At 66.2% G+C, this 11,762-nt stretch carries 14 protein-coding genes; 8 read left to right on the top strand and 6 right to left on the bottom strand.

The window, feature by feature from the left end:
* The first annotated feature begins 4 nt into the window (after positions 1-4).
* The 4 genes from ACNQFN_RS22310 to ACNQFN_RS22295 all read left to right on the top strand — a co-directional run bounded on the left by ACNQFN_RS22310 (position 5) and on the right by ACNQFN_RS22295 (position 3,782).
* Complete coding sequence (locus ACNQFN_RS22310; RefSeq protein ID WP_418647600.1) at positions 5-1,450, top strand: HlyD family type I secretion periplasmic adaptor subunit; 1,446 nt, start codon at positions 5-7, stop codon at positions 1,448-1,450.
* Positions 1,451-1,510: 60 nt separating this feature from the next.
* Positions 1,511-2,713: a glycosyltransferase family 4 protein gene (locus ACNQFN_RS22305; RefSeq protein ID WP_418647599.1), complete on the top strand. Its 1,203-nt coding sequence runs from the start codon at positions 1,511-1,513 to the stop codon at positions 2,711-2,713.
* Between the two features lie 257 nt (positions 2,714-2,970).
* Complete coding sequence (locus ACNQFN_RS22300) at positions 2,971-3,270, top strand: DUF1778 domain-containing protein (RefSeq protein WP_068635698.1); 300 nt, start codon at positions 2,971-2,973, stop codon at positions 3,268-3,270.
* Complete coding sequence (locus ACNQFN_RS22295; RefSeq protein ID WP_418647598.1) at positions 3,258-3,782, top strand: GNAT family N-acetyltransferase; 525 nt, start codon at positions 3,258-3,260, stop codon at positions 3,780-3,782. The genes ACNQFN_RS22300 and ACNQFN_RS22295 overlap by 13 nt, the downstream gene beginning before the upstream one ends.
* Before the next feature lie 62 nt (positions 3,783-3,844).
* Here the strand turns inward: ACNQFN_RS22295 and ACNQFN_RS22290 are convergent, their stop codons facing one another.
* From ACNQFN_RS22290 to ACNQFN_RS22275, 4 genes are all read right to left on the bottom strand, one after another.
* Positions 3,845-4,609, bottom strand: coding sequence for a uracil-DNA glycosylase family protein (locus tag ACNQFN_RS22290; RefSeq protein WP_418647597.1), 765 nt, complete (start codon positions 4,607-4,609; stop codon positions 3,845-3,847).
* Positions 4,610-4,701: 92 nt separating this feature from the next.
* Complete coding sequence (locus ACNQFN_RS22285; protein WP_068635701.1) at positions 4,702-5,028, bottom strand: AzlD domain-containing protein; 327 nt, start codon at positions 5,026-5,028, stop codon at positions 4,702-4,704.
* Entirely contained in the window at positions 5,025-5,771 is a 747-nt protein-coding gene (locus ACNQFN_RS22280; protein WP_418647596.1) for an AzlC family ABC transporter permease, read from the bottom strand. Before ACNQFN_RS22280 ends, ACNQFN_RS22285 begins: the two co-directional genes overlap by 4 nt.
* Positions 5,771-7,300: an AmpG family muropeptide MFS transporter gene (locus ACNQFN_RS22275; protein ID WP_068635703.1), complete on the bottom strand. Its 1,530-nt coding sequence runs from the start codon at positions 7,298-7,300 to the stop codon at positions 5,771-5,773. Before ACNQFN_RS22275 ends, ACNQFN_RS22280 begins: the two co-directional genes overlap by 1 nt.
* Before the next feature lie 193 nt (positions 7,301-7,493).
* Here ACNQFN_RS22275 and ACNQFN_RS22270 point away from each other — a divergent pair, with 193 nt between their 5' ends.
* Positions 7,494-7,811, top strand: coding sequence for a hypothetical protein (locus tag ACNQFN_RS22270; protein WP_068635704.1), 318 nt, complete (start codon positions 7,494-7,496; stop codon positions 7,809-7,811).
* Positions 7,812-7,988: 177 nt separating this feature from the next.
* Here ACNQFN_RS22270 and metW read toward each other — a convergent pair whose 3' ends face one another.
* Positions 7,989-8,579 (bottom strand): methionine biosynthesis protein MetW, encoded by a 591-nt coding sequence (gene metW, locus ACNQFN_RS22265; protein ID WP_068635705.1) that lies wholly within the window; start codon positions 8,577-8,579, stop codon positions 7,989-7,991.
* 1 nt (position 8,580) lies between these two features.
* The gene (gene metX, locus ACNQFN_RS22260) at positions 8,581-9,708 is read right to left on the bottom strand and encodes a homoserine O-succinyltransferase MetX (RefSeq protein ID WP_418647595.1); all 1,128 of its coding nucleotides are present in this window, start codon (positions 9,706-9,708) and stop codon (positions 8,581-8,583) included.
* Positions 9,709-9,905: 197 nt separating this feature from the next.
* Here metX and thiS point away from each other — a divergent pair, with 197 nt between their 5' ends.
* From thiS to trmB, 3 genes are all read left to right on the top strand, one after another.
* Positions 9,906-10,109, top strand: coding sequence for a sulfur carrier protein ThiS (gene thiS / locus ACNQFN_RS22255; RefSeq protein ID WP_418647594.1), 204 nt, complete (start codon positions 9,906-9,908; stop codon positions 10,107-10,109).
* Positions 10,110-10,195: 86 nt separating this feature from the next.
* Positions 10,196-10,993, top strand: a complete 798-nt coding sequence (locus ACNQFN_RS22250; RefSeq protein ID WP_418647593.1) for a thiazole synthase — start codon at positions 10,196-10,198, stop codon at positions 10,991-10,993.
* Positions 10,994-11,019: 26 nt separating this feature from the next.
* Positions 11,020-11,751 carry a tRNA (guanosine(46)-N7)-methyltransferase TrmB gene (gene trmB, locus ACNQFN_RS22245; RefSeq protein WP_418648949.1) on the top strand — a complete coding sequence of 244 codons (732 nt, stop codon included), beginning with the start codon at positions 11,020-11,022 and terminating at the stop codon, positions 11,749-11,751.
* The last annotated feature ends 11 nt before the right edge of the window (positions 11,752-11,762 follow it).

The following is an 11,762-nucleotide window of genomic DNA, read 5'->3' as shown; positions in this document are numbered from 1 at the left end:
GCCGATGAACGCGCCCTCACACTCGCATCCACCCAAACTGCGCCTGCAAGCCACAGGTGATTTGCTGCGCCGCTACGGCGCGGTCTTTCGTCATGCCTGGCGGCAACGCAAGCAAATGACTCCGCCGCCGAGGCTACCGCACGAGGCGCAGTTTCTGCCCGCTGCGCTCGCCTTGCAGGAAACGCCGTTGTCGCCTGCGCCGCGCGTGGCAATGTGGTTGATCATCACCTTTGCTGTGCTTGCACTGCTGTGGGCGATCTTTGGGCGCATGGACGTCGTGGCCACCGCGCAGGGCAAGGTGGTGCCGAACGACCGTACGAAAACTATCCAGCCATTCGATACGTCCACCGTGCAGGCCATTCATGTTACCGATGGGCAGTTTGTCAAGGCCGGCGATGTGTTGATCGAGCTGGACGCGACGATGGCGCAGGCGGATCAGGAGCGGATACGCAGCGATCTGGCCGCTGTCCGGCTGCAGATGGCACGGGGCCGAGCGCTGTTGAGTGCGCTCGATGGGCATGCAGCACCGCTTGTACGTCCCGAAGGTGCGGGGGATGCGGCTTTCGCCGAATCGCTGCGCTTGTTGGCCGGACAATTGGACGAATATGGTGCGCGACGCGATCGCATAAATGCCGAGATCGCACGCCGCGAGGCCGAGCAGCGTTCGACGCGGGAACTGGTGCGCAAGCTTGAGCAAACGGTGCCGATTGCGCAGCAGCGCGCGCGCGATTTCAAGGATCTGGCCGATCGCAATTTCGTCTCCCAGCATGGTTATCTGGAACGCGAGCAGGCGCGCATCGAACAGGAGGCCGATCTGGCGAATCAGCGCGGTCGGGTGCGGGAAATCGAGGCCGCGTTGCGCGAGGCGCGCGGGCAGCGTGCCGAACTGACGGCGGAGACGCGGCGCATCGCTCAGGACAGCATTACCGACGGCCAGCAAAAGGCCGCCGCGCTGGAGCAGGAGTTGTTGAAGGCCGATTCGCGCAGTCGGTTGATGCGGCTCACTTCCCCGGTCGACGGCACGGTACAGCAACTGGCGGTGCATACCGTCGGTGGTGTGGTCACGGAGGCGCAGCCGGTGATGGTGATCGTGCCGCGCGACAATCCACTGGAGGTGGAAGCCTTCATCGAGAACAAGGACATCGGTTTCGTGCACGCGGATCAGGATGCCGAAGTGAAGATCGAAACCTTCCAGTACACCAAGTACGGCACGATTCCGGCCAAGGTCGTGTCGGTGTCGCACGACGCGATCAACGACGAGAAGCGCGGCCTGATCTATTCGGTGCGGGTGAAGATGTCGCGCTCGACGATCAACGTGGGCGGCAACGAAGTCGCGCTCGGACCGGGTATGGCGGTAGCCGTGGAGATCAAGACCGATCAGCGGCGCGTGATTGAATATTTCCTCTCGCCTCTCATGCAGCACACTTCCGAGAGTCTGAGGGAACGGTAACGGGCAGCAAATTGATTGATTACCCAGCCAAGATAAACAACATCCGTGCCGACATCCCCCATGCGCATCCTCTTCATCCACCAGAACTTCCCCGGCCAGTTCCGCCACCTCATCCAAGCCTGGTCGCAGCGGCCCGGGTGGCAGGTCGTCGGCCTGGGGCGCGACACGGCGCCCGGCATGTCTGGTACGCGCTGGTACCGCTATAGCCTGCACCGCGCCCCCGCCGAAGGCACGCACGCCTATCTGCGCCAGCTGGAAAACGCGGTACTGCACGGCCAGGCGGTTGTGCGCATGCTGCTGCAACTCAAGCGCAACGGCTTCGTTCCCGATATCGTCATTGCCCATCCCGGCTGGGGAGAAACGCTCTACCTGCGCGACGTCTTCCCCGACACGCGGCTCATCCACCTATGCGAATGGTTCTACGCAACGGCGAATTCCGACCTCGGCTTCGACCCCGAATTCCCCGGGAACATCGACGACCAAGCGCGCGTGCGCACCTGGAACACGCTGCACACGCTCAACCTCGTGCATTGCGATGCCGGCGTAAGCCCCACGCAGTGGCAGCGTTCGCGCCACCCCGCCATCTTCGGCGACAAGATCACCGTCATCCATGAAGGCGTCGATACCGAGGGGCTGGCACCCGACCCCCAGGCCAGCTTCACCACCCCCACGGGCGTTACCCTCAAGGCTGGCGATCCGGTCATCACCTACGTCGCTCGCAACCTCGAACCCTATCGCGGCTTTCACCACTTCATGCGCGCGCTGGAAATCGTCCAGCGCTGCCACCCCCACTGCCATGCCGTGATCCTTGGCGGAGACGACGTCAGCTATGGCCGTCGCCCTCGCGGCGCAAAAAACTGGCGAGAAAAAATGCAGGCAGAATGCGAGCTCGATCCCGATCGCATCCATTTTACCGGCAAACTGCCCGTGCCGGCCTACCGCAAGGTGCTGCAAATTTCCGCCGCGCACGTCTACCTGAGCTACCCCTTCGTGCTGTCCTGGTCCATGCTCGAAGCCATGGCTAGCGGCTGCCTGGTGATCGGTTCGCGCACGGCCCCCGTCGAAGAAGTCATCGGCGACGGAAAAAACGGTCTGCTGGTCGACTTCTTCGACGACAAGGCCATTGCCGACCGAATACTTGATGCCCTGGAAACCCCACACTGCTTCGACCCGCTAAGGGAACAGGCGCGCGTCGATGTACTACAACGCTACACCGTGCAGCGCGCCATCGAAGCCTACGACCAGCTTGTCGGAAACCAATGAAGTGGAAAGCGGTGCACTGGCCCCACCGAGCGGGCACAATGCCGGAAGAATCTACATGCACTTGACCAACCTGCCCACCGGCCAGCAATGCTGCCTTGCAGGCGCTGGCACGCGAGATCGCGTTCGAGTACGACGCGGCGCTGGGCTACGCACCGCGCTGAGGCAGGGAGGACGTTTGCCTGCGAAGAGTGAGGGGTGTATTGACAATATCGCTACAAATACTAGACTGACCTCCTTTCCAGGCTACGAGGTTCGCCATGCCGCTCCCCCGCTCCGCGGTGCATAAGGCCGCGACAAAGGACGAAGTCATCCAGATTCGCGCCCCCAGGCAGGCCAAGGCGCTGTTCGGCCAGGCGGCGGCCCTGCGCGGGCAGAAGCTTTCCGAATTCATGCTCGACTGCGCCTACCGCCAGGCCGAGGCAACCTTGCTCGACCAGCGCACCTTCTTTCTCGACGAAGCTGCCCATGCGCGTTTTCTGGACTTGCTCGACGCTCCGCCCGCCCTTTCCGCCGACGCGGCACGACGGCTGCAACGCAAGGCACCGTGGGAAGCGTAAACGCGCCTGTGCTCGGCAGGCCGGAGCCGCTTGCTCTGCATCACGACGTTTCGCGCTTCGGCAACGGCCGTCATCCCTCGCTTGACCACTGGCTGCACGATCAGGCGCGGCGCAGCGAAGGTTTGTCGGCCCGAAGCTACGTCGTCTGCCCGCTGGCCGAACCAGACCGCGTGGTCGGCTATTTCTCCATCGCCACCGCGCTGGAGCAGCGCAACGCGCTACCTTCCGCCAAATTGCGCCAGAACATGCCGGAGCGCGTGCCGCTCCTGCTCATCGCCCGGCTGGCCGTCGATACCGAATGGCAAGGCCAGGGGGTGGGGTCGGCGCTGCTCGCGGATGCGTTGCGCCGCTGCCTTGCTGCATCCGAAATCGCCGGGGTGCGTGGTGTCATCGTGCATGCGATCGACACCACTGCCGCTGCGTTCTATCTGGCGCACGGTTTCATCCTCTCGCCGCTGGGCGAACATGTCCTCTTGATGCCCATCGAAACGGTACGGGGCATATTGTCGTGAGCCGGGGCTGGAAAACCGTGGGTTGTCCCGTGTGGCGCTGGAGCCGTAAGGCCTGGCCGGCGTCACATCCATTGGGCTCCGTCTGGAGCTTGATCCGGCCACACCCCTAGTTCGACGAGCTGTTTCGTCGCCGCCTCGGCCCAGCCGCGATTCGCCGCCGGGCTGGCCGGACTCGGGTGCAGCACACGCCCAAACTTGATACCCGCCGCACCGCTCAACGCCTCCATGGCACGCTTCTCGGCCCAGTTGCCGATGCCGATCACCCATTCCGGCTGCAAGGCATCGATCAGCGTGCGCAGGTGGATGTCGCAGGCGGCCAGCAGCGGACGCTGCTCGGCCGCAAGCAGCTTGTCCGGCGTGAGATTGCGTCCGCCTTCGAAGAACATCAGCGGGCAGTAGTTGGCGACGAAGTGTTCGGCGAAGAAGGCTTCCGGCGTGCCGAAGCGTTCGCGGAACAGGCCCCACAGGCGTTGGCCGCTGACTTCGGAGCGGGTGCAGGCGAAGCCTTCGACCGGGCGCTTGGGGTTGGTCTCGCGCGGCTGGCCGACCGGGCCTTCCAGCTCCAGCCAGTCGCGCGCGCTGGCGATCTCGCCGAAAGGCACGCCGATCTGCGCCATGCCGAAGGGCCCCGGGTTCATGCCGACGAAGACCACGCGCTTGCGCCCTTCGCCGTAGCGCTCCAGGTAGCGGCGATGCACTTCCCAGGCGTAGTCGAGCGGGTTGTAGACGTGGGTGACGGGCGCCGAGAAGCGCATCGCGTCGACTTCGGCCGACAGTTTGCGGGCGGCGTCGATGAGGATGGGGGCGGTGTGGGTGCTTGCAGTCATGAAGATCGGAACGGGAGGCCGGCAGAAGGGTCGAGTTTAGCGGACTGCCCATCGCTGCGTGCCATGGGCCAGCGATGAGGACGGTGGTCGATTCAGGGGAGCAGGAACTTCAGCAGATACAGCGTCGCCATGCCGGCGGCGATGGTCGCCAGCACGTTGCGGGTGCGCCAGGCGACGATGACGGCGGCGAGCGCGGCCCAGGGGCGGGGCGTGTCGAAGGCGAACTGGACGTCGCCGCCGTGCACGAACAGCGCGCTGGCGGTCAGCGCAGCGAAGCTGGCCGGGGCGATGTGTCGGCACAGCGCATGCAGCCAGCCCGGCAACGCGTGTTTGGCGAAGAAGCCGATCATCGCGTAGCGGTACAGGAAGGTCAGGATGCCGACGACGACCAGCAGGGCGAGCAGTATGGGTGTGCTCATGCGGCGGACTCCTGCTTCACGCGCTCCAGCCGGCGCACCGTCCATACGCCGGCGAGCAGGCCGAGCAGGATCGCTGCAACCAGGCCGAGCTTGTAGGGCAGGCCGGCGAAGGCTAGCGCACCCAGGCCGGCGACCAGTGCCGCGGCGCGGCCGGCGCGTTCGCGCAACAGCAGGGTGAGCAGGGCGATGAAGGTCAGCGGCACGGCGAAGTCCAGCTCCCACTCGGCAGGGATGGTGGCGCCGAACAGCAGCCCGGCAGCGGTGGAGAGCTGCCAGCCGGCCCACAGCGTGAAGCCGGCGCCGAAGAAGTACCAGTGGCGCAGATCGGCGCCGTCATCACGCTGGGCGGTGTCGGCCGCGTGCCGCTGGTAGCGCAGCACGGCCACGGCGTAGGCTTCGTCGGTCAGCAAATAGGCGAGCAGCAGGCGCCAGCGGCGGGGCAGGTGGCGGACGTATTCGGCCATCGAGGCGCTGTACAGCACGTGGCGCAGGTTGAGCAGGCCGGAAGTAAGTGCGATCGGCAGCGCACCGGCACCGGCCGCCAGCATCTGCACGATGACGAGCTGGGCCGCACCGGCGAAGACCATGGCCGACGCCAACTGCGCGACCCAGGCCGGTACGCCGGCGGCGAGCGCGGCGATGCCGTAGATCATGCCGAAGGGGATGACGCCCAGCAGCAGCGGTGCTTCGTCGCGGCAGCCGGCGAGGAATTCGCCGCTCGCGCTTGTGGCCTTCCCTGCCATCAGTCGTCCATCGCCGGATCGACCTTCGGCCGCCCCAGGCGCTGGAGCGCGTCGCGCAGCCACCATACCATCGCCACGCCGGGCACGGCGACGATGATGGAGAAGATGAAGAAGGCCGGCCAGCCGATGCTTTGCGACAGCACGCCGGACAGCGGGCTGACGTAGATGCGGCCGACCGCGGCGAAGGCCGACAGCATGGCGTAGTGGGTGGCGCTGAAGTGCTGGTTGCACAGGCCCATCAGCAGCGCGACGAAAGCGACCGTGCCCATGCCGCCGCTGATGTTCTCGCCGGCGATCACCGCCAGCAGCAGCAAGTCGAGCGCCGCGGGGGCGTCCAGCGAGACGATGCCCCAGTCGAAGGCCGGCACCATCACCGCGCCCCAGGCGCCTTTGCCGAGCTGCGCAAGCAGGTAGAAGCCGAAGTTCGACACCAGTTGCAGCACGCCGAACAGCAGCAGCGAGCGGTACAGCGCCAGCCGCGTCATGATCAGCCCGCCGATGAAGGCGCCGAGGATGGTGAGCCAGATGCCGATGACCTTGTTGGCGATGCCGACTTCTTCCTGCGAGAAGCCCATGCCCTTGATCAGGAAGGGCGTGGTCAGGCTGCCGGCGAAGGCGTCGCCGAGCTTGTAGAGGATGATCAGCGCCAGGAAGGCGGCCGCGCCCTGTTGGGCGAAGTAGCTCGACAGCGAGCGGTTCAGGGTTTCGAAGCCGGCACGGCGTGCGGCCCACCAGGCCAGTGGCAGAGCCAGCGCGATCTCGGCGAGGACGAACAGCAGCTGGATCCAGCGGTTGGCGTCGTCGGGGTCGAGCCCGAGCAGGATCAGCGCCTGGCGGGCGATCCAGTAGCCGGCGGCGACGCCGCACAGCATCGCGGCGAAGCCGATCAGTTCGCGCCTGGGGTCGGAATCGAGCGGTTTCAGCGCCGCCGACACCCGCGGCAGCGCCAGCAGCGAGACGATGCCGCAGCCCAGCATCAGCAGCGCCATGGTCTGGTACACCCGTGGCCACGAGGCCCACTGGCCGGCCCAGATCAGCGCGATGCCGCCGGACAGGATCATCGCCAGGCGGTAGGCGAAGACGTGCACCGAGGCGCCCAGGCCGCGTTCGTCCTCGGGCAGCAGGTCGGTGCGGTAGGCGTCGACGACCACGTCCTGCGAGGCCGACAGGAACGCGACCAGCACCGCGGCGGCGGCGAACAGGCCGGGCGTGGTGGTCGGCGACAGGCTCGCCATCCACCACAGCAGCGCCGCGAGCGCGAACTGGGTCAGCGCCAGCCAGCCGCGGCGGCGGCCGAGCCAGGGCGGCTCGAAGCGGTCCATCAGCGGCGCCCACAGGAACTTGAAGGTGTAGGGCACGCCGACCAGGCCGAAGAAGCCGATGGTGGCGAGATCGACGCCGTCGACCGTCAGCCAGGCCTGCATTGCCTGGCCGGTCAGCGCCAGCGGCAGGCCGGAAGCAAAGCCGAGCACCAGGATGGCGGACAGGCGCCAGGTACGGGCGAAAGCGAGGGGATGAGAGGCGGGCAAGAGGCGTGGGCGGGCGGCGTGGCGGAACGGCGCATTATCGCAGATCGGCCAGGCCCCGCCGGCAGATACGGAGCGGTATGGCGAGTCTACACAATTCGATACGTTGCTTGCGTCCGCGGGCGGATGCCTCAACAATGCCGCCATTCAGCCGAGTTCGGCTGCAGAATTTCCAGCTTCGAGGAGGGAGTCCTTCATGTCGTACACAGTGACCGTGGTATTCGGCGGCAACCGCGAGTACGAATTTGCGCTGCATGAATCCGCTGTGGCGGGCACGACCAAGGAACAGGCGCGCAGCTGGCTGGCGCAGGAATTCGAGGAACTCGAATGCACCCCGTCCAACCCGATGGGCAAGGTGCTGGTGCTGGACATGATCCTCAACGTCGCAAAGTATGGCGGCGAGAGCCGCTTCGAGCAGGCGAGCGAGTGGGCGAAGAAGTTCGCGCTGGTGACGGCGGCCGCGCTCGATCGCCCGGCTGTCCGCGTCGACGTGGCGGCGTTTACCGTCGGCTGATTTCCGAACCTCGTAGCGGGGTAGGGTGGGTGGAGCCGCAGGTGACATCCACCGTTTCAGGGGGGCTCCGGGGTTGGGGTCAATGGGTTGCGGCGCTACCTGTGCGGCCGGCCCCATCCTGCTTGGCTGGGGCCGGGGTTGATGGGTTTCGCCGTCGGCTCTACCCATCCTACCCGGCTACCCGGCGCGGCCGAGGCGGTATACCGCCACGCTGGCAAGGAAGTTGGGTTCTTCCAGCACCAGCTTGCCTTCGTCGAAAGCCAGCCGCTCGCGTACCGCGATGCCGTTCATCTCGCACAGCACGTCGAAGTCGGCGATGGTGAAGAAGCGCACGTTGGGGGTGTTGAACCACTGGTGCGGCAGGCTCTCGGACACCGGCATGCGGCCGTTGAGGATACTCTGGCGGTGGCGCCAGTAGCCGAAGTTCGGAAAGCTCACCACCGCTTCGCGGCCGACGCGCAGCATCTCGTGCAGGATGCCCTGGGTGTTGTGCATGGCCTGCAGCGACAGGCTCATGATGACGTGGTCGAAGAAGCCGTCCTCCAGGCCGACGAGGCCTTTCTCCAGGTCCATCTGGATCACGTTGATGCCGTTCCTGACGCTGGCCTGCAGCTTGTCGGGATCGTTCTCGACGCCGTAGCCCTGCACCTGGCGCACCTCCATCAGATGCCTGAGCAGCGTGCCGTCGCCGCAGCCGAGGTCGAGCACCTTTTCGCCGGGCTCGATCCATTGCGCGATCACTTCATGGTCGTAACGGTAGGCGGTCATGTCATACCTCGATGCGGTCGAACCAGGCCGACAGCAGCGCGTGGTAGCGCGTTTCGTCGAGCAGGAATGAGTCGTGGCCGGCGGGGCAGTCGATGTCCGCGTAGCTGACGTTGCGCTTGTTGTGCAGCAGCGCATAGACGATCTCGCGCGAGCGCTCGGGCGAGAAGCGCCAGTCGGTGGTGAAGGAGATCACCAGGAAATCGGCGTTGGCACGCGCCAGCGCGGCCGGCAGGCTGCCGCCGTAGTCGAAGGCGGGGTCGAAGTAGTCCAGCGCCTTGGTCGTCAGCAGGTAGGTGTTGGCGTCGAAGTAGCCGGCGAACTTGTCGCCCTGGTAGCGCAGGTAGGACTCGATCTCGAACTCGACGTCGTAGCTGTAGGTGTTGCGGCCGTGGCGCAGGCTGCGGCCGAATTTCTCCGCCATCGAATCGTCGGACAGGTAGGTGATGTGGCCCACCATGCGCGCCAGCTTGAGGCCGCGCGCCGGCACTACGCCGTGCTCGTAGTAGTGGCCGCCGTGGAACTCGGGGTCGGTCAGGATGGCCTGGCGCGCCACTTCGTTGAAGGCGATGTTCTGCGCCGTGAGCTTGGGCGCGGCGGCGATCACCGCGACGTGGCCGACGCGCTCGGGAAACTGCAGCGACCACGACAGCGCCTGCATGCCGCCCAGGCTGCCGCCGACGACCGCGGCGAAGCGTGCTATGCCGAGCCGGTCGGCCAGCCGCGCCTGCGATTCGACCCAGTCCTCGACGGTGACGAAGGGGAAGTCGGCGCCCCACAGCCTGCCGGTGGCCGGATTCAATTGGTTGGGGCCGGACGAGCCATAGCAGCCGCCGAGGTTGTTCACCCCGATGACGAAGAACTTGCGCGTGTCCAGCGGCTTTCCGGGGCCGATCAGGTTGTCCCACCAGCCGACGTTGTGCGGATCGTCCGCATAGTGGCCGGCAAGGTGGTGCGAGCCCGACAGCGCGTGGCAGACCAGCACCGCGTTGCTGCGCTCGGCATTGAGCGTGCCGTAGGTCTCGTAGACCAGATGGTAGTTGTCGAGCTGCCCGCCGCTGCGCAGCTTGAGCGGCTCGGCGAAGTCCGCCCGCTGCGGTGCGACGACCCCGACGGATTGAGCTTGGATCATGTTCGTGCCGTGAAAAACAAAAAACCCAGCCGGCTGAAGCAGCGGACTGGGTGCCCTCGCTTTAGCCGTATTTGTTGAGCGCCCGCAAGCTGTTGATCAAATCGGCGCTAGGTCGGGCGAACTTAGCGCCCGCCGCGGGAAAAGTCAAACCCCGCGGCATGATAAGATTTTCCTCCGCATCATCCATCGGTACCGTCATGATCCAGGTCATCGTCAATGGCCAGCCCGAAGTGCTGGCACCCGGCTTCACCGTCCTCGGCCTGCTCGAAGCGCGCGGCCTCGTCGGCAAGCGCCTGGCGGTCGAGCGCAACGGCGACATCGTGCCCAAGGCGCGCCATGCCGAAGTGCAGCTCGCCGAGGGCGACCGGGTCGAGATCGTCGTTGCCGTCGGCGGCGGCTGAGGCCGGCCGCTGAATCCGCCTTCGCGCAGCGCATGCATCGGCGCAAGCTCCACCCCATCATCGAGAACAACACAGGCTTTCACACCATGAACGACCCCCTGGTCATTGCCGGCAAGTCCTATGGCTCGCGCCTGCTGGTCGGCACCGGCAAGTACAAGGATTTCGCTGAAACCCGCGCGGCCATCGACGCCAGCGGCGCCGAGATCGTCACCGTCGCCATCCGCCGCAGCAACATCGGCCAGAACCCGGACGAGCCCAACCTGCTCGACGTGCTGCCGCCGGACCGCTTCACCATCCTGCCCAACACCGCCGGCTGCTACACCGCCGACGACGCGGTGCGCACGCTGCGCCTGGCGCGCGAGTTGTTGTCAACCGAGGCTCGACGGCATGATCTGTGCAAGCTCGAAGTGCTGGGCGACCCGAGCAACCTGTTCCCCAACATGCCGGAGACGCTGAAGGCGGCCGAGATCCTGGTCAAGGACGGCTTCGACGTCATGGTCTACTGTGCCGACGACCCCATCCAGGCCCGGATGCTGGAAGACATCGGCTGCGCCGCGGTGATGCCGCTCGCCTCGCTGATCGGCTCCGGCATGGGCATCCTGAACCCGTGGAACCTGCGCCTGATCATCGACAACGCCAAGGTGCCGGTGCTGGTCGATGCCGGCGTCGGCACGGCGTCGGACGCCGCCATCGCGATGGAGCTGGGCTGCGACGGCGTGCTGATGAACACCGCTATCGCCGGCGCCGGCCAGCCGGTGCTGATGGCGAGCGCGATGAAGAAGGCGGTCGAGGCTGGCCGCGAGGCCTTCCTGGCCGGCCGCATGCCGCGCAAGTTCTATTCGGCCGACCCCAGCTCGCCGACCCAGGGGCTGATCGGTTCATGAGCGAGGCAGGTGAAGTGCAGCACGACATGCAGCAAGCCGTGGCCGGTGTCGAGATCATCGGCCGCGACAGTCCCGAGCACCGCTTTTCCAGCCGCAGCATCCGCAGCTTCGTGCTGCGCCAGGGCCGCATGTCCGAGGCGCAGCAGCGCTACCTGGACGAGATGCTGCCGAGGGTCGGCATCGACTACCGCGCGGCGCCGCTCGACCTGGATGCCGCGTTCGGCCGCCAGGCGCCGAAGATCCTCGAGATCGGCTTCGGCATGGGCGAGACCACGGCGAAGATCGCCGCGGCGATGCCCGATCATGACTTCCTCGGCATCGAAGTGCATACGCCGGGTGTCGGCGCGCTGTGCAAGCTGATCGCCGAAGGCAAGCTGAGCAACTTGCGCATCATGCAACACGACGCCGTCGAGGTGATGCGCGACATGATCGCCGACGGCGCGCTGGCCGGCGTGCATGTGTTCTTTCCCGACCCCTGGCGCAAGAAGCGCCACTTCAAGCGCCGCATCATCCAGCCGGATTTCGTCGCGCTGATCGCGCGCAAGCTGGCGCCGGGCGGCTACCTGCACTGCGCCACCGACTGGGAAGACTATGCGCACTGGATGCTCGAGGTGATTGCCGCCGAGCCCCTGCTGCACAATACTGCCGACGGCTTCGCGCCGCGGCCCGACTACCGGCCGCTGACCAAGTTCGAGAACCGCGGCCTGAAGCTGGGCCACGGCGTCTGGGACCTGGTGTTCCGCCGCCGCACCGACTGAGGAGGGGCGTC

The organism is Thauera butanivorans, from assembly GCF_048398245.1.
Taxonomy (GTDB): domain Bacteria; phylum Pseudomonadota; class Gammaproteobacteria; order Burkholderiales; family Rhodocyclaceae; genus Thauera; species Thauera butanivorans.
Note: the sequence above shows the minus strand (reverse complement) of the source record. Positions and strands in the feature narration are given on the sequence as shown.

Coding starts and splice junctions, on each gene's coding strand:
- ACNQFN_RS22280 (WP_418647596.1), bottom strand. CDS start 5,771: ATGGCAGGGAAGGCCACAAGCGCGAGCGGCGAATTCCTCGCCGGCTGC.
- metW (WP_068635705.1), bottom strand. CDS start 8,579: ATGACCGCCTACCGTTACGACCATGAAGTGATCGCGCAATGGATCGAG.
- trmB (WP_418648949.1), top strand. CDS start 11,020: ATGCAGCAAGCCGTGGCCGGTGTCGAGATCATCGGCCGCGACAGTCCC.
- metX (WP_418647595.1), bottom strand. CDS start 9,708: ATGATCCAAGCTCAATCCGTCGGGGTCGTCGCACCGCAGCGGGCGGAC.
- ACNQFN_RS22290 (WP_418647597.1), bottom strand. CDS start 4,609: ATGACTGCAAGCACCCACACCGCCCCCATCCTCATCGACGCCGCCCGC.
- ACNQFN_RS22300 (WP_068635698.1), top strand. CDS start 2,971: ATGCCGCTCCCCCGCTCCGCGGTGCATAAGGCCGCGACAAAGGACGAA.
- ACNQFN_RS22305 (WP_418647599.1), top strand. CDS start 1,511: ATGCGCATCCTCTTCATCCACCAGAACTTCCCCGGCCAGTTCCGCCAC.
- ACNQFN_RS22250 (WP_418647593.1), top strand. CDS start 10,196: ATGAACGACCCCCTGGTCATTGCCGGCAAGTCCTATGGCTCGCGCCTG.
- ACNQFN_RS22285 (WP_068635701.1), bottom strand. CDS start 5,028: ATGAGCACACCCATACTGCTCGCCCTGCTGGTCGTCGTCGGCATCCTG.
- thiS (WP_418647594.1), top strand. CDS start 9,906: ATGATCCAGGTCATCGTCAATGGCCAGCCCGAAGTGCTGGCACCCGGC.
- ACNQFN_RS22270 (WP_068635704.1), top strand. CDS start 7,494: ATGTCGTACACAGTGACCGTGGTATTCGGCGGCAACCGCGAGTACGAA.
- ACNQFN_RS22310 (WP_418647600.1), top strand. CDS start 5: ATGAACGCGCCCTCACACTCGCATCCACCCAAACTGCGCCTGCAAGCC.